This is a genomic window from Microvirga brassicacearum (assembly GCF_008757455.1).
GTDB classification, from domain to species: Bacteria; Pseudomonadota; Alphaproteobacteria; order Rhizobiales; family Beijerinckiaceae; genus Microvirga; species Microvirga brassicacearum.
Window position 1 is genome coordinate 1 of record NZ_VCMV01000038.1, and the last position, 24,753, is coordinate 24,753.

The window sequence follows — 24,753 nt, forward strand, 5'->3', positions numbered from 1 at the left end:
TCACCATGGCGCCGTCACCCCCACCCTGGCCCTCCCCGCAAGGGGGAGGGAAACCCGCGCTTGATCGAGACCACGTCGTGCGTGAGCCGAGTAACGGATTCTACGCCGACGTCGTTGCACCATGCTTCCGGCGACACGTGATCTCCGCGTCATGGCCGGGCTTGACCCGGCCACCCACCTCTGTTCGCAACGCGAGCAAACCGGGGCGGGGGTATCCGGATCAAGGATACAGGCAAAAAGCGCGGAAGCACCCACGTGCTCTCCTCCCCCTTGTGGGGAGGAGTTGGAGGTGGGGGTGTGAGCTCCACGCTGGACCCACCATGGCGCCGACACCCTGACCCTCCCCACAAGGGGGAGGGAAACCCGCGCTTGATCGAGATTGGTGTCGAGTGTGACGGCAGTGGGAGCGGTGGGAGCGAAAGATTGCCTCTACGATCCGGTTCCCACCCGTCCATACCCCACCGCCTCGCGCTTCTCGTCGTCGCTCAGGAAACCAGCCGCCGAGACTCGGCGCCAGAGGCTCTCGCGCTCTGTCGCCAGCGCTTCGATGGCGTCGAGATTGGGTTCGAGACTCAGGGTTTCGCCGTAGGCGGGTTGGAGCCATTGCACCATCGCCTCGGCGGTGCGTTTCACCAGCGGGATGATGGTCTGGCGGTAGAAGGCGCGGTTGGCCTCGGCGTAATTGGCGTGCGTGCTGTCGCCCGGCAGGCCGAGCAGCAGGGGCGGCACGCCGAAGGCGAGCGCGATCTCGCGCGCGGCGGCGGCTTTGGCCTCGACGAAATCCATGTCCTTCGGCGACATCGACAGCGGCTTCCAATCGAGGCCGCCTTCCAGCAGTAACGGCCGGCCGGCATTGGCGCCGCCCTGATAATTCGTCTCGAGTTCGCGCTTCAGACGGTCGAACTGCGCCTCGGTCAGCGAGGTGCCGCCGACGACCAGCGCGCCGGAGGGTCGCGCCGCGTTGTCGAGCAGCGCCTTGTTCCAGGCGCCCGCCGCGTTGTGAATGTCGAGGGCGATGGCGGCTGCTTCCATCGGCGACAGGCCATAATGATCGTCGGCCGGATGAAACAGCGTCAGGTGCAGGATCGGCGCATCGCCCTGCCCTTGCGCGAACCGGATCGTCCGAGTGCCGACCGTGTAGTCGTAAGCGGCGGGCCATCCGTCCGGGCCCGGCACGACGCGCATGCGATCGGGCCGAAGCGAATGCAGTTCGCGGGGATGCCCATCCACATTGACCGCCTCCAGATAGGCGTTGCCCGACACCATCAGGTGACCATAAAGGCTCTCGAGGAACCGCTGCCCGCCCTCCCGCGAATTGGGCCGTGCCAGCAGCGCCAGGATGGCGTGGTCGCGACGCTCTGCGCCGCCTTGCTTCAGGATCAGCGGCAGGGATGCGGCGGCCTCGGCAATGAGCCTGACGGAGCGATGCACCACCGCGTTCTTCTGAAAGCCTTCCCGCGACAAAGCCGCATAATCCCGCGGCGTCCAGACGGGATGGCCGGCGAAATAGAGTGCGACGGAGGATTGGACGCGCGAAGCCTTGGCTTCGGGCGGCGTCAGAAAGAAGCGGCTCAACGTCTTCAACATGAAAAACTCCCGCCTCTCGGCAACACAGCAAACAACCGTTTGCGCCACGTGGATTGACGCTGCAATTTTAACTTGATTACAACGGGGACGGCCTCGATCCGAAGCCGTTCACATGAAAGTCAAACGATGCGCGACACACTTCTTCTGATCGGCCGCGTTCTTCTGGTCGTGATGTTCATCAAATCCGGCTTCGACAAATTCTTCTCGCTCGAAGGCACCGCCGCCTATATCGGATCCGCAGGTCTTCCGATGCCGAGTGTGCTGGCGCCCCTCACGGCGATCGCCGAATTCGGGCTCGGCCTCGCCATCCTCATCGGCTATCAGACCCGCATCGCGGCCTTTGCGCTCGCGGCGTTCGCCCTGCTGACGATCCCGTTCTTCCACGCCTATTGGAACATGACCGACCAAGCCCGCATGCTGAACCAGATCATGGCGATGAAGAACGTGTCGCTTGCCGGCGCTTTCCTGTTGCTCGCCGGCGCGGGTGCCGGGCGCTATTCGGTCGATCGCTCGTAAATTCAAAAAGCCGCGGGGCGGCTTTGGAGCCTGATCCGGCGAAGTGGATACCGGGTCACGGAGAGATATGCGCCCACAGAAAAGAGGTAGAGTCGGATCAGATTCGAAGAAACTGAATCCGACTCTAGAGAACGCGCACCCGCGGTTCCTTCTTGTCGCGAAGCATCAGTTCCGTCACCGCCCAGACCAGCGCATCGAGGCGATCCGGCGAACGGCCGGAAGTGAGCCCGCCGGGGCCGAAATCACACAATTCGTCTTCCAGTTCCGGCAGCGCGCCCACGTGGCGCACACGGCCTTGCGTGTAGAGCACCGAGACAGGCTCGGCGCGCAGATATTTTCCGCGCGTCGCGCGCACGCTGGTGACGGGCACGCTCGGATCGACTTCGCGAATGACGCTTTCAACCATCTCGCCGCCCTGGTTGATCTCGACCACCAGGGCGTCCGCCTGCAATCGCCGATACAGCGCGACGGCCTTCACGGCCCATTCGCGCGGCTTCAGCGCGGAGGCGGTTTCGTCCGCCAGCACATAGGCAAACCCGCCATCGTCCAGACCCGCCGCGACGATGCCGCAAGCATCGGCTCGTCGCGATGAGGATGCGGGCGGATCGACCGCCACGACGATGCGCGCCAGCAGCGGCGCTGCATCGACGCGGCTCGCCTCGACCACATCGCGCGTCCAGAGCGCGTCGGGCCGGTCCTCGATCATCTCGCCGTCGAGTTCCTGGCGACCGAGGCGTGAGCCCGCATAGCGGCCCACCACCGTGTCGAGAAAAACCGGCGCCAGATTGGCGGCGTTGTCGGCGGTTTTCGCACGCGATACGGCAACCCTCGGATCGGCGAGAAAGCGTTTCAGCAGCGGGATCGGCCGCGGTGTCGTCGTCACCATCTGGCGCGGATGCGTGCCGAGACGCAGGCCGAATTGCAGCATGTCCCAGGCCTCGTCCGGATGCCGCCATTTGGCGAGTTCATCCGCCCATGCGGCCTCGAATTGCGGCCCGCGCAGCGAATCCGGATCCTCTGCCGAAAACACATGCGCCACCGCGCCGTTCTGCCATTCGAGTTTCCGTAAGGACGGCGACCAGACCGGGCGCTCGCGGCGCGCATGGACGCTGAGAATGCCCGCCGGTCCCTCGATCATCACGTTGCGCGCATCTGCGAACGTCTCGCCGACAAGCGCGATGCGGCGCAGGGCCGGCTCGGCAAAATCGGGCAGGCCCAATGCCACGCCGCGAACCCATTCGGCGCCGGTTCGCGTCTTGCCCGCGCCGCGGCCGCCGAGCATCAGCCAGATGGTCCACGGATCGCGCAGGCGACAGAGGCCCGGGACGCGCTGCTCCACCCGGCACAGAAGCGGCCAATGGCGAAGCGCGCGGTTGAAATCGGCCTCAGACCAGGATGCCGTCGCTTCCGCGAGCCTCTTCCTCCGCCACAATGCGCTCAAGGTGGGAAGCAAGCTCGTCGCGCAGATCGTGGAGGGAGCGGGGCTGGGGCTCGTCGGCCTCTGGTTCATGAAGTGCCGTCCCGTCCTGTTCCAGAAGCGATTGCGCGATGGTCAAGGTCTTGGCGTAGGCAGCAAGCGTGCGCGCGGTGCGATCGTGATCGATGTCGGCGCTCCCCGCCTGATCCCTGATCAGCGCGTCGAGGCGGATATGGGTGACGTGCGCGAGCGAGGCCGCGGCCTCGCGCAATCCGGTGCGCGTGGGCAGCGCCGCCTCCGCGATCGGCCGAACCTCGCAGCTGCTCTCAATGTTGCCGGCCGAGGCGGTCGCCTCGCCGCGCGCGGGCCAGCCCCAATGCCGGCGCAGGCGCCAGAATCGGTCCCGGCTGACCCCGAGAAACGTCGCGATGGCATTCAACGGCACGTTTTCGTGGTGGGCGTAAAAATCGAAGGCCTGCTGCCGCATGCGGTCTGAAATCTTGACGACTGCGCTCATGGGGAAACTCGATAAGGCTGGCGAACTCAAAAAAGAGAACCCAACAAAAAAACCGCCCATGCCGAGGCAGGAGCGGTGCTGAAGTCATTGAAACTTGGGAGGTAATTGCAATCACACTTCGTCAGTGTTCTTGTTTTGTACCCTAAGAGCGCTCCGGTGTCAAGCGCCAAAAACGCAGGCGTCGACAATTCACCCGGAACGGCGACCGCGGGCGGGCAAAGGCGATGGAATCTGCGGCGAAGGGCTATTGGAGAAAAATCGTTCACGATCCGTTCGAATTCGCATCGAAAAACTATCCCTAAGAGGGATAAAGTTACACAAAGTGCGGATCAAACATCGAACGGATCAACAATATAAACAGAACATATACTTCAAAGGACTATCCCTCTTCAGGATACTATTTAAACATATAGCTCCTTAAACACGCAGTGTCAAAGAAAACCGCTGCTGTTGCCTTCAAACCGGGCCGCGCAAAGGCCGGGCGGCGACCATGTAACGGGCTGTCAGGCGGTTTCTGATCGTGTCGTGATCGGTTCCTGCCAGGCGCCGCCATCGCGAGGCACTGCAGCGTTCGCCCTTCAGACATCGGCATCGGGCACCAGGTCGAGCGCCAGCATGTCATGGTCGGAAACGGGGCGCCCCTGGCCGTCGAGTGCAGGAATCACCCGCGAGTGCTCGGGCGAGATTCCCCGCACCAGAAACCAGTCGAGTTTGCGAAACGGCGGTGGGGGCTTGCCGGATGGTCCGGTCCGCTGCGTGACCGCGGCGACGTTCGCCGCCGCCCAGGCGAACCCTTCGCGGCGGAAATCGCCGAAAAGCGGCTCGAATTGCTCGGCCTCTTTCAGCACTTGCTGCTGCGCGCCGTCGCCCGCCGGCAGCTCCTTCGTATTGAGGTCGCCGCCGATGATGCAGGCCTCGCCCGCCGCAAAACTATCGAGGCCGCGCAGCAAGGCCTGGATCTGGCCCTGCCGGTCCTCGCGCGTGGTTTTGCTTTCAAGATGAACCGCCACGACCCACAGCGGAAACGGCGCATCCACGAGGCGCGCCGCGAGGCCCATGCGACCGCCGATCCGTCGCTGCGCGCCATCCTGGCCGGGAAACCAGAAGCCGCTTTCCTCCAGCGGGATCAGGTGCGGCCGCTCAAGCCGCAAGTTCGACACGATGGCGTTGCCGTGGAAGCTGCGGGTATTTCGTTCACCCGCATAGGTCCGCATTTCGCTCTCGTCGCCGAGATCGAGTTCGAGGAATTCGAGCCCGTAGAGAAAGCCCTCCCCGGTCTCCGCGGTGAGGTCGCGCAATGTGTGGCGATTGCCGGAGCGGGCCATGCCCACGTCGACCTCGGTGAGAAGGGCCACATGGGCGCCAACCGAATCCAGCAGCGCCCGAACCGCCTTCACATCCGTCAGGCGCTCCACGTTGAAGGAGGCCACCGACAGGCGGGCCGGCCACGGCGCCACATATCGCGGCGGCACGGCCTCTATCAGGTGAAAAGGCGCAAGGTCCCGCAGGTAGCGTGCGTGGTCCTCGGGCCGGGGCGCCTTCGTCCGCGCCTCCAGCAAAACGGCATTGGGGACGGGCGGTAGATCAGGGGTGGTGTCCGTCACGATGGGGCGCATGGAAAGAGCCTCGGATATTCCAGCAGGGGCGAGGCGCTAAAAAAAGCGCTCCCGCTGCCGCATATTAAGCCGCCGTAGCCACGAATCGCACTTCCCAAAAAAAGTCGCTGCCCTTAGGGAACTCTTGTCACATTTGCGTGTTTAAACGCCGCACCATAAATTCTTGCCGGGGAGACGGCCCATGCTTACTTGGGCATCCATCGTTGCGCTGATCACAGCCTTGGCCGCGTTCGTGGCGAGCGATTTGACCTCTCTCCTGACGGGAATGGCTGAATTGACCGCCGTGACTGCGCTGTTTGCGCTTGTTTGCGCCGCCGAAGCCTTCAATTGATGTCTGCCCCCTGAAGGCCCAGCGCCGCGCATCCGGCTGCCTGCCGCAAAGGCAGCACGCCTCTTCGTCGCCGGTTCGCCCCTTCTTGCGTCTAACCCATTGGTCGATAGGCGGTCGAAATCGCCTTGCGGGGTTACGGCGTTTCGGTGTCAATACGCGACAAGTGACGCAGTCACGATGACCAGGGAGAACGCACAATATGAAACGTCGTCAATTCTTGCAGGCCGCGACCGTAGGCGCGGCCTCTACGGCGGTTGCCGCCCCGGCGATCGCCCAGGCGATGCCGGAGATCAAGTGGCGCCTGCAATCGGGCTTCCCGAAATCGCTCGATACGATTTACGGCGCCGCCGAAGTCATTGCCAAATTCGTCAACGAAGGCACCGACGGCAAATTCCAGATCCAGCCCTTCGCGGCCGGTGAAATCGTCGGCACGCCGCAGGTGGCGGATGCGGTCGGCAACGGCACCATCGAGATGGGCCATACCTGCTCGTATTACTATTTCGGCAAGGACCCGACCTTCGCCATCGGCACGGCCCTGCCCTTCGGCCTCAATGCCCGCCAGATCAATGCCTGGTTCTATCATGGCCAGGGCAATGAGCTGATGAACGAGTTCTACGCCAAGCACAATCTGTTCGGGATGCCGGCCGGCAATACCGGCGTGCAGATGGGCGGCTGGTATCGCAAGGAAATCAAAACCTTGCAGGACCTGCAGGGCCTCAAGATGCGAATCGCCGGCCTCGCCGGCAACGTCATGGCGAAGCTCGGCGTGGTGCCGCAGCAGATCCCCGGCGGCGACATCTATCCGGCGCTCGAGCGCGGCACGATCGACGCAGCCGAATGGGTCGGCCCTTACGACGACGAGAAACTCGGCTTCTCCAAGGTGGCGCCGTACTACTATTATCCCGGCTTCTGGGAGGGCGGCCCGGCCATTCACCTGTTCATCAACCAGGGCAAATGGAAGGAACTGCCGAAGGCCTACCAGTCGATCCTGACTGCGGCGGCGGGCTATGCCAATGCCGACATGCTGGCGAAATACGATGCCCGCAACCCGGCCGCCCTGCGCCGCCTGCTCGGCTCCGGCACTCAGCTTCGCCCGTTCTCGCAGGAGATCCTCGATGCGGCCAATAAGGCGGCGGTCGAGGTCTACGACGAGGTTTCGGCCAAGAACGCCGATTTCAAGAAGATCTACGAGAGCGTTCGTGGCTTCCGGAACGAAGAATATCTGTGGTTCCAAGTCGCCGAATACGCCTACGACACCTACATGATCCGCGCCCGCGCCCGCGGCTAAACTTCGGCGCACAACAATGCGAAAGGGCGATCATCGGATCGCCCTTTTTTGTTTCCCCACAACTGCTGGCATAATGCACTTGCGGGCTCTGCCTGAGCTCGACCCATTTTCCGGTATCGCCCATGCGCTGGACCGTTCGGATCTTCGTTCTTCTGTTTCTCGCCTGGGCGATCTTCATGGTGTCGCCGTTCGTCGCCCTCTACGATCTCGCCAAGGCGGTCGAACGGCGGGATGTTTCGCGCATCGAAGAACGGGTCAACTTTCCGGCTGTGCGGGTGGCGGTCTCGCGCCAGGTCGTCGGCGATTACCTGCACACACCCGAAGGGCGCGCCAAGCTCGGCGACCTCGATGGCCGCGTGGCCACAACGGCTGGAGCGGCGGCCGTCAATCCGGTCGTCGAGCAACTCATCACCGCCGAAGCCCTTATCGATCTGCTCGACGATGGCTGGCCACAACAGGTTGCCGCCCCCGCAGGCGCGCAGGCGAGCGGAAAACTGCCGCTCGAATTCGGGACCGTCCGCGATGCGGTGATGCTGTTCTTCGGCTCGGAATCGAATGGATTCAGGAGCGTGGCGATCCCCTTTCCGCCGGAGGAGGCGAAGGATCGCCAGTTCCGCCTGACCATGCGGCTCAGCGGCACCACATGGCGCTTGACCGGCATCGAACTGCCCCGGGCCTTGCGCGAGGAGTTGATCGCGAGAGTTCAGAAGAAGGACGGCTGACGCTTACCGACACGATGCTTAACGAAGAAGTCGCAAAGTCATTGCGGCTCGCTGATCGTCCAAAAGTGTAAAGCGAGGGAAGGGTGTGGACCTTGGTGAAGTCTTGCGCGGCAACAAGAGGACGCGCAGACTAGCGATCGTGTTCTAGATACCCTGCGCAAACAGCCAACCGACCATCACAAGCGGAAGAATGGCACCTAATACGAAAGAGATCACCGTCGAGGTCATCGGAAGACCCTCCTTGGTGCTTTAACCTTTCGTTTACGATTTCGTTCCTGTTCGGTGACGGCGCTCACTGACGACAGGTGCGAACGCGCACACCGCGCACGTCAAGCGACGTAGATGACCCATCCGATCAGCGCCACGGGAAAAACCGTGCCGAGCAGGAAACAGAAGACCGTCGACGTCATCGCCAGCGCCTTGCGGAATGTGAGGTTAACGTTTCGTTAGCCTATAATCCGCATGGCCGAGGGCCGGAACTCTTCGTCCGGAGGGGATCGGCATACAACCTTTGTCGAAATCTACGGCTTCCCAGCTTCGTCGTCCTTGGGCCAGTCGACCAGGTGCTCCAGCAGCTCGGCGAGCGCGAAGTCCTCTTCCGGCCCGGCCACTCGTCCCCGAACGGAAATGCCTGCCGCATGGACGGTTTCAGGATCGCCGGATACAAGCGGGTGCCACCAGTAAAGATCCCGACCGTCTTCCAGCAGCCGATAGGCGCAGGTCGGCGGAAGCCAGGACAGGCTTCGCACCGCCTCCGGAGTCAGGCGCACGCAATCGGGAACCTTCGCCTGCCGGTTCGCATAATCGGCGCAACGGCAGGCTTCCCCGTCCAGCAAGGTGCAGCCCACATCGGTGTAGAGGATCTCGCCCGAATCCTCGTCTTCGAGCTTCACGAGGCAGCAGCGGCCGCAGCCATCGCACAGGCTCTCCCATTCCTCGGCGCTCATGGCATCGAGGGTCTTCTCCTGCCAGAAGGGCCGGATTTCAGGGGCGGGCCGGAATGTCGCAGCTTTATTCATCGGCGCGCTCAAATCCTTTCTTTACGGCAACTTGAAGGTGATGCTGTTATAAGCCTGTCAAAACTTTCTCACGAAAGCGTCTGGGCTGTTCGAACCGGCATCCGCCTCTCCGAGTTGTCGTCGCGTAGCCCGTTCGACTCGTGCGCTGGCGTACGGACTTCTGCGACCTATAACAAGTTATATCAGGTCTTAGACCTGCCTGAGGACCGTTGTGCGCCCGACTCCTTCGACTCCCCTGATCACCCGGATCAAGCGCGCGGCTTTGGCCTCCGATGCCTGGCTGAACACGTCCCTTTATCAGGCCGGCCGAGGGATTGCGCGCGGCTGGGAGGTTTTCTCCGACCTGTCGAAGCATCTCCGGTTCCGCGGCCCCGTCCGCGTCCTCCTCGATCTGACGAGCGAGGCCACGACCCTGGGCCTCGTGGGCGGCGTGGTGCTGCTCGCCCTGGCGCTGCCAGCCTTTGAAGAAACCAACGACGATTGGCTGAAGACCCAGGATCTCGCCGTCACCTTCCTCGACCGTTACGGCCAGGAGGTCGGCCGGCGGGGATTGCGGCTCGACGATTCCTACAAGCTCGAGGAATTCCCTGATTACCTGGTCAAGGCGGCGCTCGCTACCGAGGACCGCCGCTTCTACGAGCATTGGGGCATCGACCCGATCGGCACGTTCCGGGCACTGACCGTCAACGTGCGCGGCGGCGGCGTGGTGCAGGGTGGCTCGTCCATCACCCAGCAACTGGCCAAGAACCTCTTCCTCTCCAACGAGCGCTCGCTCGAGCGCAAGATCAAGGAAGCGTTCCTGGCGGTCTGGCTCGAATTCCACCTGACCAAGGACGAGATCCTGAAACTCTATCTCGACCGCGCCTATATGGGCGGCGGCGCCCATGGCGTCGTGGCGGCGGCCGATTATTATTTCGGCAAGTCGGCCAAGGACGTGACGCTGGCCGAGGCGGCCATGATGGCGGGGCTGTTCAAGGCGCCGACCAAATACGCGCCGCATATCAACCTGCCGGCCGCCCGCGCCCGCGCCAACGATGTGCTGCGCAACATGGTGGAGGCGGGGTTCCTGACGGAGGGCCAGATCCAGACCGCGCGCCGCAACCCGGCGACGCCGATCAACCGCAGCCGCGAAACCACGCCGGATTACTATCTCGACTGGGCCTATGAGCAGATCAAGCAGCTCGCGGCCGACAAGAAGCTCGGAGGCGAGCGCATTCTGACCGTCAAGACGCCCCTCGATACTGCCTTGCAGCAGCATGCGGAGCAAACCCTCGAGAACATGCTTCGCCAGCATGGCCGGCAGTACAAGGCCGGACAGGGCGGCATCGTAATCATGGACGTGGACGGCGCGCTTCGCGCCATCGTCGGCGGCAAGGATTATGGCCTGAGCCAGTTCAACCGCGCCACCGACGCCCTGCGCCAGCCGGGTTCGTCCTTCAAACCGTTCGTCTATACGGCGGCGTTGCTGGCGGACCCGAAGCTTCGTCCCACATCCACGGTGGTCGACAGGCCGATCTGTCTCGGCAACTGGTGCCCGCAGAATTACGGCCGCTCGTTCTCCGGCAGCATGCCGCTGACCTCGGCGCTGGCGCGCTCGATCAACTCGATTCCGGTCTGGATGTCGCTGCAGATCGGCAAGGGCAACGCCAAGGCCGGGCGCGCGCAGATCATCGATATCTCACGCAAGATGGGCCTGTCGCATCCGCTGGCGGATTCGAGCTCGCTGCCCATCGGCGCCGCCGAGGTGACGGTCATCGACATGACGGCCTCCTATGCGGTCTTTGCCAATGGCGGCAAGAAGGCGACGCCTTATGTGGCGTGGGAAGTGAAGAACTCGCAAGGCGACGTGATCTACAGCCGTGCCGCCGACACGCCGCCCGAGCAGATTCTGCCGACCCGGCTCGTGCACGACATGAATTTCATGCTCAACAAAGTGGTCGAGGAAGGCACCGGAAAGCGTTCCGCCCTCGCCGGCATCCGCTCGGCCGGAAAAACCGGAACCACCAACGCTTATCGCGACGCCTGGTTCGTCGGCTATACCGGAAACCTCGTCGCCGGGGTGTGGTACGGCAATGACGATCACAGCGCGATGAACAACATGACGGGCGGCACGCTGCCGGCCATGACATGGCAGGAGGTCATGACCTTCGGTCACCAGAACCTCGAAATCCGGCCGATCCCCGGGATCGGGCCTGAATCCGCCGCCAAGGTCGCGGCAACGGAGCGTCCGGCCGACCAGGCCACCGCACCTGCGGCGCAAGGCTATCTTGCCGGAACGCTGTCGCGGCGTTCGTATGAGGTCCTCGGCGCGATCGGCAATCTTTTCAAGGCTGCCGAAACGGCATCTCCGATGCCCGGACGGCAGGCCCGCAAAGACCCGCCCGGATCCGACTTTACGCAGCCGCGGCAGGTTGCAATGCCATAATGGGCAGCTTTGGCCTTCCCATGCATCGTTGAAACGGGCACACGCATATTGACGAAAGGCCGTGCGGTCGTTTCCATGCCGCAGCCTGCGAACCAGAAACCCGTGATCTTCAGAACCCAGCAAACCGCAATCCTGATCGTCTATTCCCTCCTGCTCGCCCTCGGGCTCGGGCTGGGATCGGCCTATTGGGTTCTCAACGGCGATCCGCCCTTCGGCGGCCGCAAGTTCGGGCCGTGGTCCACATGGCCGAAGCTCGGTTCCGCCGAAGCCGACCCCTATATGCGGGCGATCGTGGCGCGGCGCGGCGACGTACCGTTGGCGATCGGCGAAGGGCTGACGCTGGTCGCCGAGGCGGATGACAGCGGCCGCGGCCTCGACGGCGCCTGCTCCTACCGCGTCGGCTCGGTGATGCCGCCGGCGCGCCTTTGGACGCTCACCCTCTACGACCGGACCGGCGCTCTTCGCCCATCCGCGCTCGAACGCAGTGGCTTTGCCTCCTCGGAGATCATCCGGCGGCCGGATGATGGATTCGAGATTGTCGTGTCGAAGGACCTGAGCGCCGGCAACTGGCTGCAAATCCCCGCCATGGAGGCTTTCACCATGGTCCTGCGCCTCTACGACACGCCCGGTGCCGCGGGCGCCAACCTCGATGCCGAGGACCTTCCCACGATCGAGCGCATCACATGCGGAACATGAACTCGATCAGTCGGTTTCTGTTCGCCACCGCATGCGGCGTCGTGCTCGGGATCGCCGTTCACATTGTGGTGGTGCTCGCCAGTCCGCGTTTTGCGGAGGGCGATGCCATCGCTCGGGTTCGATCGACCTTGGAATCGGAGACCGCGCAGATCGTCAGCCCGCCCGGCGGCGGCGCCACCTGGCTTCCCCTCCCGGATCCCGCACTCGCCATCGCCGCATGCGCGTTCGATTTGAACGAGGGTCCCGCCCGGATCGCCGCCAAGACCGGCGAAACGTTCCTGTCGTTTTCGCTCCACTCCAAGACCAGCGGCGTGTTCTTCGCCGTCACTGATCGCGCGGCCATTCGCGGCGAACTCGAACTCGTCATCATGACGCCGCGCCAGCTCGATGAAGCGCGCGCGGAGGAAGACGAAAACGAACCCTCGCGCGATGTGAGAATCGTCGCGCCGGAAGAGCAGGGCTACGTCATCGTCCGGGTCGCCGCCCCGGTCCGGAGCCTGCGTCCCGCCGCCACCCGCGCAGCAGAAGCCGTCTCCTGCACGGTTGACGGAGAAGGCGGGGAGGAATGATGTTCTGGCGGCTTATGAAGCCTGCGGATCTCGACGCCGTTCACGCCATCGCCGATCGCATTCATCCCGACCATCCGGAAGATCTAGACGTGCTCGCGGAGCGCCAACGGCTCTTCCCGCCCGGATGTCAGGTTCTCGAATGCGATGGCCTGCTTTTGGGATATGCGATCAGCCATCCGTGGGAATTCGGCAGGCCGCCTGCGCTCAACACCAAACTCGAACGACTGCCCGCGGATCCCACCACCTATTATCTGCACGACGTGGCGATTGCAGCCGACGGACGAGGAAGTGGGCGTGCCGCGCAAGCGGTCGACCGGCTGGTGGGTGTCGCCGCAGCAATCGGGCTTCACAACGTGTCGCTCGTCGCCGTCAACGGCTCACAGGGCTTTTGGGAAAAACACGGTTTTGTGCCCACACCATTGGCGGGCCTGGCGACCAAGCTCTCGAGCTATGGCGGCGGCGCGGTGTTCATGGTGCGCGAAATCGGGGAACCGGCGCGCCGATCACGCGTCGGGAAGGCGGACGGGATTTAGGGCACGCTCACGAACGACGCCGGCGTGAGCCGTTGGACGCCACGGGCGGTGTCGGAACGTTGTCTGTCTCCGCCCGCTCATACCGCACGCCCGTGAAGAGCAGGATGACGCCCTTGCGTTCGTCGGCTGCTGGCGCCGGCCGTTGTGGCCGAACGGCAGCTTCGGGAAACGGGACGACCCTGTCTCTGGCGCCCTCGCCTTCGGTCTCAAGCCCAATACTACGCATTTCAATCCTCCGTCGCTCGAACTCCTGTTGCGTCTGGGTCCACCAAATAGGTCGATGGTTAACAGACCGTTTCCAATCGGTGTCTTCACCGAACATGCGTCTTCCAACGCATTATTCAATGGGGACGATCATATCTTACGGGGCCACCGTCAACAGGGCTATTTCGAGCCATTCCGGACCGGACTTAAAGCGGCGCCAAGAGAACGCCCGTAAGCTCTTCCATCCGTTCGCGTTTGTGAGGGTTCCACATGGGATCATTCGCACAACGCAAATCTGGCCTGCCTGTTCGGCGCGCATGCGGCCACCGCAATTCATCGATGTCAGCGCACCACTGAGGCCGCCGGTTCGTCGAATGTTCGCGGCAATGTAATGAAGGCGTTGGATCCGATGCGAAAACGCTGGATCTAGCTCTCTGGCGCAAGATCGAGAAAGTGTCGGCCGGCGCGGTCGTCGACTTCAACCAGCCAGAGATCCGGATCGAATTTCTGTTCGCGCTGCATGCGTTCCTCGACGTCGAGCGGCGTGGCATCCACCAGCACAACCGAGAACAGGCGCTCGCCGCTGTCGTCGAGAAAAAGCTGCGGCGCCGGGCCATAGAGGCTGGCGGTTCCATCGAGCCGATCGACCTTCACGAACACGGCTCCGGCCTCCGCCGCACCGCGCTTGCGCAACACCGCCTCGACTCCCTCCACGTTGCAGCGCCGGATATAGGCCGAGACCCAGAAATCGGAACGCAGCCGGCTCATTGCAGCATCGCGATGCCGGATGCGGCGCTCAATTCGCGCAAGGTCCGGGGATTGAACTCGCCGGTCACCGGAAGCCGGCGATCCTGCTCGAAGCGCTCGATCGCCGTGCGCGTCTCGCCCCCCATCATCCCATCCGGTTTGACGCTGTAGCCAAGCTTGGCAAGAGCACGCTGCGCGGCAAGGACCGGCTCGGCGCTCTCCTGACGACCGACATTGGCGGGCGGCGTCGGAACCGCTCCACCCATCCGGATCATATCGGCGATGGGATCGCGCACCGCTGCCGGTTTGGCGGTGGTGGTCGCGTTGCTGGTGGTCGCACGCGCCGGCGGCGATGCGACTTCTCCGTTGTTGCGGATGAGGTCGGTGATGGCGGTTCGCGCCGGCGGCACGGGCGGCGTGGCGACTGCTGTCGGAGTGGGATCGATGATGGATGCCGGCGCGGGCGGCGGCGATGCGACCGCAGCGGCTGCAGGTGCGAGGGATCGCTGCGGCGGCGCCGGCATCACGGCTTGCGGGGCAACGCCCGGATGATTGAACAGCGGCGCGGGATGCCGCGCCTCCTGCAGCACGAGCGCGTTCCAGGCGATCATCCCGGCGCAGCCGGAGAGGACGAGCGTTACCAAAACGCGGAGCGGATTGCGCGCAACGCTGCCGAGGATACGCGCCATGAAGCCGGCTTTGTTTTTGCGCGCGGGTGCCCGTCGCGAAGGCGCGGCCCTGCGCTGGGTGGCGGGCCGACGCGCAGGCGCAGACACCACGAAGTCTCGATCAGGGCGAGCGGCTAGGGCTTCACGCAAAATTTGTCATCCCGTCTTAAGAACAATCATATCGGAAGAATTCGGCAACGCGAGCGGAGCAGGCAGGCTCGCCATGCCGCTGCTCGTCTCGGCCGCCTGGACGCCGTCGATCGGCAGGCTGATGGTGACGATCGTGCCATTTCCGGGCGCGCTGCCGATGCGAATGCGGCCGCGATGCAGCGCCACCAATCCGCGCACCACCGAGAGACCAAGTCCGCTCCCTTTTTCCTCGGCCCGGGTCCGCGAGGCGCCGCGATAATACGGCGCGCCGAGCCGCGAAAGATCCTCTTGCGTCACGCCGATGCCCGTATCGTGGACGGAGAGCGTGAGGCATTCGCGATCCCGCCGGATTTCGACACGAACCTCGCCGCCGCGCGGCGTGAACTTCACCGCGTTCGACAGGAGATTGAGAAGCATCTGGCGGCACGCCCGGCGATCGGCAACGATCTCCGGCAAATCGTCCGGGAGATCGGCAAGCAACTTAACGCCTGCCTGTTCGGCGCGCAGTGCGACGACCGCGCAGGATTGGCGAACGAGTTCCGCCATCGCCACAGGTTCGAAGGCGAGGTTGTAATGACCGGCTTCGATGGCCGACAGATCGAGCAGCGTGTTGACCACGCCGAGCATGTGCTCGCCGGATTGATGGATGATCTCGGCGTAACTCTCGCGCCGTTCGAGCAGCACCAGATTGCCACGGCCCATGAGGATTTCCGAATAGCCGATGATGGCGTTCAGCGGCGTGCGCAATTCGTGACTGACGGTCGCGAGCAATTCGGCGCGAACGTCATTTGCGTTTACGGCTTCGCGCCGAAGCGCGTCCCGTTCTTCCGCATAACGGCGATGCGCCGAAATATCTCGCGTGACGGCAACGGCCGCGCAGGTGAGGTCGTTGCTCAGCCGCACCCCATGCACGCGCATTTCCACCCAGATGAATCCATTGCCCTCGGCCGCATGATCCGTCTTGACGCGGAACTGGACGATGGCGGTCGTTGCGCCGCGGGCGGCGTCGCTCACGGCCTTCAGAAAAGCCGGCCTGTCGCCAATCAGGATCCGCGTGAACAATCCGCTGCCGTGGATCGCCGAAGACGGTGCGCCGAGGAGTTTCGTCGATGCGCCGTTGGAGCGCAGGATCGCGCCGTTGCGATCATGCCAGGTGACGAGATCGTCGAGCGCGTTCAACGTCTCCTGCTGGTGCGCGAGCCCGACTGGACGAGCGCGCGCGGCAAGCACATCGAGCCTGGCCTCCATCAGCACGCGTGCCACCACATGCGCCAGGACGATCACCGCGGCGACCATCATGATTCCGAAGGCCGGCAATGCCGAAGGATCAGCCAACTCGGCCTGACTTGCGATCGCCATGCCGATGAGCATCGATCCGCAGGCGGAAAGGAACCCTCGCCGCGATCCCGTCGCCGCCGCTTCCAGCGGTACGCTCAACAGCGCGAGGCAGAGTCCGGAAAACGGCAAGCCCATGGTCGCGCCGGCGACCACGATGAATACGGTGAGAGAGGCGGACATGATGGCTTGCGCCACATCGAGGTGACCTGAGCGCGAGAGCACGAACACGGCTAGCAACGGCGTCAGGATCAGTCCGCTCCAGATTGCCAGGAGGCTCGCCGGCGCCTCCGCCACGAGGGCCAAAGGCAGCGTGACGACCGACAGCAGCGCCGTGACGATGGCGGCGACGACGAAACGTTCGTGCCGAACCTGCTCGGTCAGCCGCGCGCGCGCCGACGGGTGAACGAGCCCGCCGAGCCATTCGTCGATCCAGTGCCACCGGGGATTCGTCTGCAAGCGACCGTGCCTCTTGATGCCAGGCGCAACCGTGGCAGAGGCCGCTTAAGCGAACCCTAAGGCCGCTGGGCGAACGGGAGGTCATCGACAGGCATCGGCGCCGCAAGCCCCGTGCCCGCGCGCCGCCCGCGGCCATTTTTTCGCCGCCAAATCAGCCATTTCATCCGTGGCGACCGGCGCCGCGAGGTCGTCAACCTTTTGTTAATGCTGTTTGCAAGTGACCCTGGGGGCAACCTACGCGGCCCGCCGACGAGACGTTATGATGGCGCACAACCCGGTCCATCCGCGCCGAGGAGGAGCCGTCATGTTTTCCCTGCTGCGAGCAGCCCTTGTGATCGGCGCGATCTTCTATTTCTCGCCCGTCCGGCACAGCTCGGAGGGGAGCCTGTCGCTCGATGGCCTCATCAATGCCGTCAGCAACCCGGCCGACAAACTCCAACAATCGGCGAGCGGTACCCCGGAGCGCCTCGAGGCGGTCTGGAACGCCCTGCCGGAAAGCGCCAAGCAGGCGGTGCTCGACAGGATCAAAGCCGGCCCGGCCGCGCGAACAATGGAAGCGCGGCAGCTTCCGCAGACGGACACGCTCCAGCCCGAGGACCATCGCCCTGCCTGGGTCGGCGCGGGAAAGAAACCGGGCGCGTAGGCGTTCCATCGCCAAATCCGGTGCCAGTCCCTATATGATGGCGAGACATCACGAATATGGACCGTCATGCTGCCGCCGATCGACGAAATTGTTTCGAACTTCGAGTTGCTCGACGATTGGGATGAGCGCTACCGCTATCTCATCGAACTCGGCCGCCTCATGGAAAAGCTGCCCGAGGACGCCTACACGGACGAGAACAAGGTGCGCGGCTGCGCCAGTCAGGTCTGGCTCATCACGCGGCTCGATGACGCGCATGGAGCCCCCCGGCTGCATCTCGTCGGCGACAGCGACGCCCATATCGTGCGCGGCCTCGTGGCGTTGCTGATCGCGCTCTATAACGGCAAGACGCCGGCGGACGCCGTGTCCACCGACGCGCTGGCGCTGTTTCGCGAACTCGATCTGGAATCGCATCTCACGCCGCAGCGCTCCAACGGCCTCAGATCCATGGTCGAGCGCATTCGTCAGGACGCGCAGGCGGCTTTGGCCGCCTCATAAGGCGGCCGGGAGCGATCCACGCTCCCAGCCAGAGTGCAATCGCCGGGCCTTATCGCAAGCCTCCTTCGATCACCACCGCCTGCCAGGCGCGAATGCCGCGTGAGGCGGCGGGCCCGCGGGCGGAGGTCTCGATCCCGTAATGATCGGCCAGCCTCGTGAGCGCGAGCCGCACCACGACCTTGGCCGAACGCGGCGGCCAGTGCCGCTCCCGCTCGATCAGCTCGAGACCTTTGAGAAAGCCGCAGAGATCCAGCAGCAGGTCGCTGAAATCGCCGCCGATGGCATCGAAAGCGTTCCGCACCCGCTGCCGCGCCGCGACCATCCGGTCGGTGGCGTCGGACGGGGAAGCAGGGCCGGTCGCGGTCGGCATGGCGTCCCAGCGCGCCGTCACGCTCGGAAGCAAGCCGGCCTGCATGAGATCGACGCGCAGGCGCTCCCCCGCCGCATAGGCTGCCGTGCCGATGAGGCGCTGGCCGTCCCGGCCCTTGCGGCGGCGCAGCCAGTCGAGCGGACTTTCGTCGAGATCGATTCGTACTCGTTTTGTTCCCTCGTCGGTGGCAATCCCGATGGAGGCGGTCTCGCGATGCTGGTCGAAAAAAGCATCGCCGCCCGCCTGAGCGGCGTCGCGGCGCAGATAGGCCCTCCCCGCTTCCGTGATCTGCAGGGCGACGCGCCTCGCCTTTTCCCAGCGCGCCAGATCATGTCCGACCAAGGCTTCTGCATGCAGCTGGGAAAACCGGCCCGCGCTGACGGATACCGCGGCGCTTTTCCTGCCCAGAATGATGCCACTATGGTCGGTCGGATCGATGAACGCCCACGCATCCGGTTGCGCTAGGCAGGCGAGCAGCCGCTTGGCCTCCTTGCCAAGAACGGTCCGGCTGCCCGCGCCGGCTTCTGCGGAGCGGGACTCGATCGGCCTTCCGCCCGTGCTGGTGCGGCGATTTGAAATTCCAGACGGCTTTGAAATATGATCGTTTTTGTTCATGTTTTGTTCCTAAAAATTGAACGCACTGAGGGACGCTTGCTATGCGCCCATTCTGAGGCAATATTCCTATGTGTCAAGCCGTCCGGAGAGCCTGTGAATTGCGAGGATAAACTTGTGGTAGTTCTCTCAATGGGGAGGAAAAACAACAAAACTGCATCTCCGGAGAGGAGACAAGAGTACAGACCCGCTCCCGATGCCTCGGCGGCATCGCCCGCAACTACAGCTCGCGGTTGTGTTGACAGGTAGCCGCCGGATGCGTTGTCTACGCACCTTCCGTCTCGACCCGAGAGCGGGCCTTCCCACGAGTTGGACACGGCCGCGGTCGAGGATCTCCGAGGCCGCGTTCTCCCGTCCCACGATGGTTCCGACAACAAAAAAGCCGCCCCACAGGGCGGCTTTGTCGTTGCAAACCGAGGCCTCAGCCCCGGGCGGTGCGGCGCTTGCGCCGCTGCTGGCCGAGTCCCATCTCCTTGGCGAGATCGGAGCGGGCTTTGGCATAATTCGGTGCCACCATCGGGTAATCGACCGGAAGACCCCATTTCTCGCGATATTGCTCGGGCGTCATGTTGTATTGCGTCCGCAGATGGCGCTTCAGCGATTTGAACTTCTTGCCGTCTTCCAGGCAGATGATGTAGTCCGGGGTGACCGATTTCTTGAGGGACACCGCAGGTTTCGGCGCCTCCGCAGGGGCCTCGGCGGCGCCGCCGCCGACGCGAAGCAGCGCGGCATGGATATCGCCGATCAGCGAAGGCAGTTCAGCCGAAGGAACCGAATTGTTGCTCACGTATGCAGAGACGATGTCCGCAGCCAGCTCAATATAGTTGGAGGTAGCGATTGTGTCGCTCATTGTACTTTTCTTCCTTTCCGGCCCTGGCAAGCAATCCATCGGGCATTTCTGCGCATCGACGGGCTGTCTTGAGCGAAGCAATGCTTGCCTCACCTTGTCACGCACCGTAATCAAACAGAACTCACGCTTGCTAGTTCAGGTATGTCAGTTTGCTTGCGGTGGCAAGATGTTCGGCGGGAAAACCTCGGAAAACTTTGTATCATCTTGGCGCTTGCAATATATCTCCGCCCACGAGCGCTAAAATCCTCACGATAGGTAATGTCGATTCGTTAACGAATTGGCCGTCGGCGAAAATCAGCTTTCCTCCGATGCGCCGACGCCGCATGGTCGTCGGGCGGCGCCGGGGACCTGTCCCGAGGGCCGAACGTTACTCCCGCTGATCCTCCACCCAACCCGGACCCGTGATGAAATCTGCGATGCCGCCCCCCTCGCCTCTGCCCGAGGCGCCAGCAATCCCGTCGAAAAAGCACAGTTTCGAGGTTCACGGAACGCAGCTCAGCGATGATTTCGCGTGGCTCAAGGCGGAAAACTGGCGCGAGGTGCTCACCGACCCGGCGGCGCTCGACCCGTCGATCCGCACCGTCCTCGAACGGGAGAACGCCTATACGGAGGGCGTCTTTGCCGGAACGGAAGCGTTTCAAAAAGCGCTCGTCGCGGAAATGCGCGGCCGCATCAAGGAGGATGATTCCTCCGTTCCCGAGCCTGACGGCCCGTTCTCCTATTTCACGCGCTATCGGGAAGGCGGCCAGCACCCCCTGGTCTGCCGCATCCCCCGGGACGGCCACGTGGAAACCATTCTCCTCGACAGCGACAAGGAGGCCTCGGGTCACGCCTTCTTCGACCTCGGCGGCGCCGATCACTCCCCGGACCACCGCCTGATGGCGTGGAGCGCCGATCGGAAAGGCTCCGAATTTTTTACCATCAAGGTCCGCGATCTGGAAACTGGCCACGACCTCACCGACGAAATCCCCCGCACCTCCGGCGGCGTTGTCTGGCTCGGAAATTCCGCCGGCTTCTATTATGTCGAACTCGACGACAATCATCGCCCGGTCCGCGTGAAGCGCCACCTGATCGGCACCTCCGCGGATCGCGACATCGTGATCTACGAGGAGCCGGATTCCGGCTTCTTCGTCAAACTCGGGCTGACGCAATCCGGCGCGTTCGTGCTGATCGAGGCGAGCGATCACGAGACCTCGGAAGTGCACCTTCTCGACCGCGCCGATCCGCTCGCCAAACCGCGACTCGTCGAGCCGCGAACGGTCGCGCTGCAATATGATGTGGAGCATCACGGGCGCCAGATCATCATCCTCACCAACGCCGACGGCGCCGAGGATTTCAAGATCATGACCGCGCCGGTCTCCAATCCCGGCCGCGCGCAATGGAAGGATCTGGTGCCGTATCGGGCCGGCACCATGATCCTGTTCGTCATGTGCCTGGCGCGCCACCTCGTCCGTCTCGAACGGGAGGATGCGAAGCCCCGTATCGTGGTGCGCGAATTCGCGTCCGGCCGCGAGGACATCATCGCGTTCGACGAGGACACGTATGCGCTGGGCGTCGATCCCGGCTACGAACACGACACCAATGTCATCCGCTATCGCTATTCGTCGCTCACGACACCGAGCGAAGTGCGCGATCTCGATCTCGCCACCGGCACGCGAACGCTCCGGAAACGGCAGGTCGTGCCCAGCGGCCATCATCCGGAAGATTATGTGACCCGTCGCCTTTTCGCGACGGCGCCGGATGGCGCACAGGTGCCGATCTCGATCGTTCACCGGCGCGACGTGGCGCTCGATGGTTCGGCTCCCTGCCTGCTCTACGGCTACGGATCCTACGGCGTTTCGATTCCCGCCGGCTTTCGCACCAACATCCTGTCGCTCGTCGATCGCGGGTTCGTCTATGCGATTGCCCATGTCCGCGGCGGCACCGAGAAAGGCTGGCGCTGGTATCTCGACGGCAAGCGCGAGAACAAGCCCAACACCTTCACGGATTTCATCGCCTGCGGCGAGAAGCTGGCAGCCGCCGGCTACACCGCGCGCGGTCGCATCGTGGCCCATGGCGGCAGCGCGGGCGGGATGCTCATGGGGGCGGTCGCCAACCTCGCGCCGGATCTTTTTGCCGGCATCGTCTCCGAGGTTCCGTTCGTCGATGTGCTCAACACGATGCTGGACGGGGAATTGCCGCTGACGCCGCCGGAATGGCCCGAATGGGGCAACCCGGCAGCCGATGAGGCCGCCTTCCGCACCATCCTGTCCTACTCGCCCTATGAAAATATCGGGCCTCAAGCCTATCCGGCCGTCCTGGCGCTCGGCGGCCTGACCGATCCGCGGGTGACCTATTGGGAACCGGCCAAGTGGATCGCCAGGCTCCGTCAGAAAAAGACCGGCGGCGGGCCGGTCATGCTCAAGCTGAACATGGAGGCGGGTCATGGCGGCGCGGCCGGGCGTTTCGACCGCCTCGAAGAGGTCGCCCTCACCTATCTTTTCGCCCTCCGGAGCATCGACGGATTTGGGGGTTGAAACATCATCCGATTCATCCGTTGATATTCCAGAGGCCGAAAAAGGTTCGAAGACCTCGGACGAAGAGTGTGCGTCGATGACGAAACCGAGCAAGCTGTCGGCGGCGGAGAACGCCACCACCCTCGCAAGCGAGGACCGCCGGGACGTGGCCGCGTTGGAGGCAAGGCTTCGCGAGGCCGAAGCGCGGCTCCGGGACAGCAACGCCAAGCTGCGCATGGCGCTCGAGATCGGAAAGCTCGGCTCATTCGAGTGGAACGTCCTGACCGATGAGATCGTCATGGCCGCGCCGACCCGGGAGGCGTTGGGGCTGCCCACCGGGGAGCCACTCTTCTGCCCACGCTTCCAACTGCTCTTCCATCCCGCCGACCGGGAACGGATCGAGCAGGCGATGGGATACGCGCTGAAGACCAAAACCGATTTCAACACCGAAAGCCGGATCATCAGGCCGGATGGCCGCACCGGGCGCATCATTCTCCGGGGAAGCGTCGTTTCGGAGGGCGACAAGCCGGTGCAGGTGAACGCCATCATCCAGGACATCACCGAGCAGGAGCGTGCCAGGCGGGAAGGCAGCGTCGCGCAACGCCGGCAGGCGTTCCTGCTCAACCTGAACGATCGTTTGCGCGATCTTGAAGACCCGAACACCATCATGGAAGCGACGGCCGAAAGCCTCGGACAATTCCTCGAAGTCGATTTTGCCGGCTACGGCGAGGTCGATGAAGAACTCGGCGTCAACATCATCGCCCGCGAATGGTCCCGTTGGGTCGTGAGCACCGAGGGCCGGCAGTTCCGCCTGAACGACTTCCTGCCCGACATGATGGCTCAACTCAAGGAAGGCCGCATCATCGCGGTGGACGATGTCGAAACGGACCCGCGGGTCAGCACTCCGGCGATGCAGGCCATCTACAAGACCATCAATGCCAGAACGGCGCTGGCGGTCCCGCTTCTGAAAAATCAGCATCTCGTTGCCCTGCTCTATCTGAATGCCGCCCGCCCGCGACGGTGGTCGACCGACGATCTGGCGCTGGCCCAGGACGTCGCCGAACGGACATGGACGGCGGTCCAGAAGGCGCGGGCCGAGATCAGCCTGCGCGAGATCGAAGCGCGTTTCCGCATCATCGCCGAGTCGCTGCCGGCGCTTGTCTGGATCGTGACGCCCGAACTCGAACTGACATTCACGAACGACCGCTGGGTGCGCTATTCGGGTTTCCCGAAGGACCGGGCGCTCGGGCATAGCTGGATGACGACGATCTATCCGCCCGATATGGAGCGCATGAGAGAAGAACTCGTGCCGGTGCGTCAGAACGAGTCGCCTTACGAGACCGAGGCCCGCTATCGCGCGGCGAATGGCGAATACCGCTGGCACCTCATCCGCGCGGCGCCTCTGCACAATGTGGGGGGTGAGTTCCTTGGTTGGTGCGGCACCAGCGTGGACATTCACGATCTCAAGCAGACCTCTACGGCGTTGCGTGAGAGCGAGGAACGTCTGTCGCTGGCACAAAAGGCTGTCGGCATCGGCGTGTTCGATTGGGACGTCACCTCAGGCAAGGTCACGTGGACTCCCGAGCAGGAGCGCCTGTTCGCGTTCGAGCCGAATACCTTCACGCAGGATTTTGCCGGCTGGGAGCTGCGCGTTCTTCCCCCAGACCTGGCGCCGACGAAAAAAGCCATCCAGGCGGCGATGGAGCGCCGGGATCCAGAAATCACCTTCTCGCATCGCATCGTGCTTCCCGACGGGTCCCTTCGGTACATCGAAGTCAATGCGAAGTTTTTCTACGACGCCGACGGCAAGCCGCTGCGCATGGTCGGCGTGAACATCGACGTGACGCGCTACAAGCAGGCCGAACAACGCCAGCATCTCTTGATCCGCGAGCTTCATCACCGCGTCAAGAACACGCTCGCAACCGTGCAGGCGATCGTCGGATCGACCGCGCGCTCGACCTCGAGCATCGACGAATTCTATCAGAGCTTCGTGGGCCGCATCGTGTCCCTGTCGCGCACCCACAATCTTCTCACGGAGGATTACTGGCAGAAGGCGGCGCTCGAGGATCTGATCCGCACCGAGCTCGGCCCCTACGATGATGAAGCGCAGAGGCGCGTGTTCGTGTCCGGTCCGCCGGTCGAACTTCCGTCTGAAGCGGCGGTGCCCGTCGGCATGGCGATTCACGAACTCACCACCAACGCCGCCAAACACGGAGCGCTTTCGAATTTCGGCGGCAAGGTCGAAGTGCGGTGGAGCGTGGAGGAGCGCGATGGCGGCCCACGGTTGAATTTCTCGTGGATCGAGCAGGATGGTCCGCCCGTCGCCACGCCCTCGCGACAAGGGTTCGGCTCAAGGTTGCTGCAGCGCGTTCTGACAACGCAGCTCAACGCGGATGTGAATGTGGATTTCCGCGAAGACGGCCTTCGTTTCACGATGATCATGCCGATCCCCCGCAATCCTCCGCTTCTGACGACGGAACCATAAGCGC

23 protein-coding genes are annotated in these 24,753 nt (G+C 63.6%); 12 read left to right on the forward strand and 11 right to left on the reverse strand.

Going from position 1 to position 24,753, the window contains the following annotated elements:
* Nucleotides 1-429 precede the first annotated feature (429 nt).
* Nucleotides 430-1,587: a phage portal protein gene (locus FEZ63_RS19200; protein ID WP_150947505.1), complete on the reverse strand. Its 1,158-nt coding sequence runs from the start codon at nucleotides 1,585-1,587 to the stop codon at nucleotides 430-432.
* A gap of 72 nt (nucleotides 1,588-1,659) precedes the next feature.
* Here FEZ63_RS19200 and FEZ63_RS19205 point away from each other — a divergent pair, with 72 nt between their 5' ends.
* Nucleotides 1,660-2,103 (forward strand): DoxX family protein, encoded by a 444-nt coding sequence (locus tag FEZ63_RS19205; RefSeq protein ID WP_338042236.1) that lies wholly within the window; start codon nucleotides 1,660-1,662, stop codon nucleotides 2,101-2,103.
* A gap of 124 nt (nucleotides 2,104-2,227) precedes the next feature.
* Here the strand turns inward: FEZ63_RS19205 and FEZ63_RS19210 are convergent, their stop codons facing one another.
* From FEZ63_RS19210 to FEZ63_RS19220, 3 genes are all read right to left on the reverse strand, one after another.
* A complete protein-coding gene (locus FEZ63_RS19210) occupies nucleotides 2,228-3,544 on the reverse strand; it encodes a DNA-packaging protein (protein ID WP_244622891.1) in 1,317 nt (438 codons plus the stop codon).
* Nucleotides 3,489-4,037: a hypothetical protein gene (locus FEZ63_RS19215; protein ID WP_150947508.1), complete on the reverse strand. Its 549-nt coding sequence runs from the start codon at nucleotides 4,035-4,037 to the stop codon at nucleotides 3,489-3,491. The genes FEZ63_RS19210 and FEZ63_RS19215 overlap by 56 nt, the downstream gene beginning before the upstream one ends.
* A 578-nt stretch (nucleotides 4,038-4,615) precedes the next feature.
* Nucleotides 4,616-5,653, reverse strand: a complete 1,038-nt coding sequence (locus FEZ63_RS19220) for an endonuclease/exonuclease/phosphatase family protein (RefSeq protein ID WP_150947509.1) — start codon at nucleotides 5,651-5,653, stop codon at nucleotides 4,616-4,618.
* 181 nt (nucleotides 5,654-5,834) lie between these two features.
* Here FEZ63_RS19220 and FEZ63_RS24880 point away from each other — a divergent pair, with 181 nt between their 5' ends.
* The 3 genes from FEZ63_RS24880 to FEZ63_RS19230 all read left to right on the forward strand — a co-directional run bounded on the left by FEZ63_RS24880 (nucleotide 5,835) and on the right by FEZ63_RS19230 (nucleotide 7,994).
* Nucleotides 5,835-5,984, forward strand: a complete 150-nt coding sequence (locus FEZ63_RS24880) for a hypothetical protein (RefSeq protein ID WP_153245869.1) — start codon at nucleotides 5,835-5,837, stop codon at nucleotides 5,982-5,984.
* A gap of 199 nt (nucleotides 5,985-6,183) precedes the next feature.
* Entirely contained in the window at nucleotides 6,184-7,272 is a 1,089-nt protein-coding gene (locus tag FEZ63_RS19225) for a TRAP transporter substrate-binding protein (protein WP_150947510.1), read from the forward strand.
* 122 nt (nucleotides 7,273-7,394) lie between these two features.
* On the forward strand, nucleotides 7,395-7,994 hold the full coding sequence (locus tag FEZ63_RS19230) for a DUF2939 domain-containing protein (RefSeq protein ID WP_150947511.1): 600 nt from the start codon (nucleotides 7,395-7,397) through the stop codon (nucleotides 7,992-7,994).
* A gap of 521 nt (nucleotides 7,995-8,515) precedes the next feature.
* Here FEZ63_RS19230 and FEZ63_RS19235 read toward each other — a convergent pair.
* A complete protein-coding gene (locus FEZ63_RS19235; RefSeq protein ID WP_150947512.1) occupies nucleotides 8,516-9,013 on the reverse strand; it encodes a YcgN family cysteine cluster protein in 498 nt (165 codons plus the stop codon).
* 211 nt (nucleotides 9,014-9,224) lie between these two features.
* Between FEZ63_RS19235 and FEZ63_RS19240 the strand changes: the two genes are divergently transcribed.
* The 4 genes from FEZ63_RS19240 (at nucleotide 9,225) to FEZ63_RS19255 (ending at nucleotide 13,236) form a co-directional block, all read left to right on the forward strand.
* The gene (locus FEZ63_RS19240) at nucleotides 9,225-11,438 is read left to right on the forward strand and encodes a transglycosylase domain-containing protein (RefSeq protein ID WP_150947513.1); all 2,214 of its coding nucleotides are present in this window, start codon (nucleotides 9,225-9,227) and stop codon (nucleotides 11,436-11,438) included.
* A 102-nt stretch (nucleotides 11,439-11,540) separates the two neighbouring features.
* Nucleotides 11,541-12,134 carry a DUF1214 domain-containing protein gene (locus tag FEZ63_RS19245; protein WP_162419789.1) on the forward strand — a complete coding sequence of 198 codons (594 nt, stop codon included), beginning with the start codon at nucleotides 11,541-11,543 and terminating at the stop codon, nucleotides 12,132-12,134.
* Complete coding sequence (locus FEZ63_RS19250; protein WP_244622892.1) at nucleotides 12,122-12,703, forward strand: DUF1254 domain-containing protein; 582 nt, start codon at nucleotides 12,122-12,124, stop codon at nucleotides 12,701-12,703. The genes FEZ63_RS19245 and FEZ63_RS19250 overlap by 13 nt, the downstream gene beginning before the upstream one ends.
* Entirely contained in the window at nucleotides 12,700-13,236 is a 537-nt protein-coding gene (locus FEZ63_RS19255) for a GNAT family N-acetyltransferase (protein WP_338042237.1), read from the forward strand. The genes FEZ63_RS19250 and FEZ63_RS19255 overlap by 4 nt, the downstream gene beginning before the upstream one ends.
* A gap of 7 nt (nucleotides 13,237-13,243) precedes the next feature.
* Here FEZ63_RS19255 and FEZ63_RS19260 read toward each other — a convergent pair whose 3' ends face one another.
* The 4 genes from FEZ63_RS19260 to FEZ63_RS19275 all read right to left on the reverse strand — a co-directional run bounded on the left by FEZ63_RS19260 (nucleotide 13,244) and on the right by FEZ63_RS19275 (nucleotide 16,799).
* The gene (locus tag FEZ63_RS19260; RefSeq protein WP_150947516.1) at nucleotides 13,244-13,462 is read right to left on the reverse strand and encodes a hypothetical protein; all 219 of its coding nucleotides are present in this window, start codon (nucleotides 13,460-13,462) and stop codon (nucleotides 13,244-13,246) included.
* 404 nt (nucleotides 13,463-13,866) lie between these two features.
* Complete coding sequence (locus FEZ63_RS19265; protein WP_150947518.1) at nucleotides 13,867-14,208, reverse strand: DUF1491 family protein; 342 nt, start codon at nucleotides 14,206-14,208, stop codon at nucleotides 13,867-13,869.
* On the reverse strand, nucleotides 14,205-14,876 hold the full coding sequence (locus FEZ63_RS19270) for a peptidoglycan-binding domain-containing protein (protein WP_150947520.1): 672 nt from the start codon (nucleotides 14,874-14,876) through the stop codon (nucleotides 14,205-14,207). The genes FEZ63_RS19265 and FEZ63_RS19270 overlap by 4 nt, the downstream gene beginning before the upstream one ends.
* 135 nt (nucleotides 14,877-15,011) lie before the next feature.
* On the reverse strand, nucleotides 15,012-16,799 hold the full coding sequence (locus FEZ63_RS19275; protein ID WP_150947522.1) for a sensor histidine kinase: 1,788 nt from the start codon (nucleotides 16,797-16,799) through the stop codon (nucleotides 15,012-15,014).
* Between the two features lie 304 nt (nucleotides 16,800-17,103).
* On the opposite strand from FEZ63_RS19275, the gene FEZ63_RS19280 reads away from it, so the two are divergent.
* Entirely contained in the window at nucleotides 17,104-17,442 is a 339-nt protein-coding gene (locus FEZ63_RS19280; RefSeq protein WP_150947524.1) for a hypothetical protein, read from the forward strand.
* Between the two features lie 66 nt (nucleotides 17,443-17,508).
* Complete coding sequence (locus FEZ63_RS19285) at nucleotides 17,509-17,937, forward strand: SufE family protein (RefSeq protein WP_150947526.1); 429 nt, start codon at nucleotides 17,509-17,511, stop codon at nucleotides 17,935-17,937.
* 49 nt (nucleotides 17,938-17,986) lie between these two features.
* Here the strand turns inward: FEZ63_RS19285 and FEZ63_RS19290 are convergent, their stop codons facing one another.
* Nucleotides 17,987-18,922, reverse strand: coding sequence for a DUF6456 domain-containing protein (locus tag FEZ63_RS19290; RefSeq protein WP_244622893.1), 936 nt, complete (start codon nucleotides 18,920-18,922; stop codon nucleotides 17,987-17,989).
* Nucleotides 18,923-19,340: 418 nt separating this feature from the next.
* Complete coding sequence (locus tag FEZ63_RS19295; protein WP_201274210.1) at nucleotides 19,341-19,769, reverse strand: Ros/MucR family transcriptional regulator; 429 nt, start codon at nucleotides 19,767-19,769, stop codon at nucleotides 19,341-19,343.
* 416 nt (nucleotides 19,770-20,185) lie between these two features.
* On the opposite strand from FEZ63_RS19295, the gene FEZ63_RS25230 reads away from it, so the two are divergent.
* Together FEZ63_RS25230 and FEZ63_RS19305 are read left to right on the forward strand one after the other, a co-directional pair.
* On the forward strand, nucleotides 20,186-22,285 hold the full coding sequence (locus tag FEZ63_RS25230; protein WP_244622894.1) for a S9 family peptidase: 2,100 nt from the start codon (nucleotides 20,186-20,188) through the stop codon (nucleotides 22,283-22,285).
* A gap of 76 nt (nucleotides 22,286-22,361) precedes the next feature.
* On the forward strand, nucleotides 22,362-24,749 hold the full coding sequence (locus FEZ63_RS19305; protein WP_162419790.1) for a PAS domain-containing protein: 2,388 nt from the start codon (nucleotides 22,362-22,364) through the stop codon (nucleotides 24,747-24,749).
* Nucleotides 24,750-24,753: the final 4 nt, after the last annotated feature.

Bases quoted from the DNA above. Each gene is read 5' to 3' on its own strand.
- FEZ63_RS19230 (WP_150947511.1), top strand. From the start codon at position 7,395: ATGCGCTGGACCGTTCGGATCTTCGTTCTTCTGTTTCTCGCCTGGGCG.
- FEZ63_RS19265 (WP_150947518.1), bottom strand. From the start codon at position 14,208: ATGAGCCGGCTGCGTTCCGATTTCTGGGTCTCGGCCTATATCCGGCGC.
- FEZ63_RS25230 (WP_244622894.1), top strand. From the start codon at position 20,186: ATGCCGCCCCCCTCGCCTCTGCCCGAGGCGCCAGCAATCCCGTCGAAA.
- FEZ63_RS19220 (WP_150947509.1), bottom strand. From the start codon at position 5,653: ATGCGCCCCATCGTGACGGACACCACCCCTGATCTACCGCCCGTCCCC.
- FEZ63_RS19250 (WP_244622892.1), top strand. From the start codon at position 12,122: ATGCGGAACATGAACTCGATCAGTCGGTTTCTGTTCGCCACCGCATGC.
- FEZ63_RS19260 (WP_150947516.1), bottom strand. From the start codon at position 13,462: ATGCGTAGTATTGGGCTTGAGACCGAAGGCGAGGGCGCCAGAGACAGG.
- FEZ63_RS19305 (WP_162419790.1), top strand. From the start codon at position 22,362: ATGACGAAACCGAGCAAGCTGTCGGCGGCGGAGAACGCCACCACCCTC.
- FEZ63_RS19285 (WP_150947526.1), top strand. From the start codon at position 17,509: ATGCTGCCGCCGATCGACGAAATTGTTTCGAACTTCGAGTTGCTCGAC.
- FEZ63_RS19235 (WP_150947512.1), bottom strand. From the start codon at position 9,013: ATGAATAAAGCTGCGACATTCCGGCCCGCCCCTGAAATCCGGCCCTTC.
- FEZ63_RS19290 (WP_244622893.1), bottom strand. From the start codon at position 18,922: ATGAACAAAAACGATCATATTTCAAAGCCGTCTGGAATTTCAAATCGC.
- FEZ63_RS19280 (WP_150947524.1), top strand. From the start codon at position 17,104: ATGTTTTCCCTGCTGCGAGCAGCCCTTGTGATCGGCGCGATCTTCTAT.
- FEZ63_RS19215 (WP_150947508.1), bottom strand. From the start codon at position 4,037: ATGAGCGCAGTCGTCAAGATTTCAGACCGCATGCGGCAGCAGGCCTTC.
- FEZ63_RS19255 (WP_338042237.1), top strand. From the start codon at position 12,700: ATGATGTTCTGGCGGCTTATGAAGCCTGCGGATCTCGACGCCGTTCAC.
- FEZ63_RS19225 (WP_150947510.1), top strand. From the start codon at position 6,184: ATGAAACGTCGTCAATTCTTGCAGGCCGCGACCGTAGGCGCGGCCTCT.
- FEZ63_RS19200 (WP_150947505.1), bottom strand. From the start codon at position 1,587: ATGTTGAAGACGTTGAGCCGCTTCTTTCTGACGCCGCCCGAAGCCAAG.
- FEZ63_RS24880 (WP_153245869.1), top strand. From the start codon at position 5,835: ATGCTTACTTGGGCATCCATCGTTGCGCTGATCACAGCCTTGGCCGCG.
- FEZ63_RS19270 (WP_150947520.1), bottom strand. From the start codon at position 14,876: ATGGCGCGTATCCTCGGCAGCGTTGCGCGCAATCCGCTCCGCGTTTTG.
- FEZ63_RS19295 (WP_201274210.1), bottom strand. From the start codon at position 19,769: ATGAGCGACACAATCGCTACCTCCAACTATATTGAGCTGGCTGCGGAC.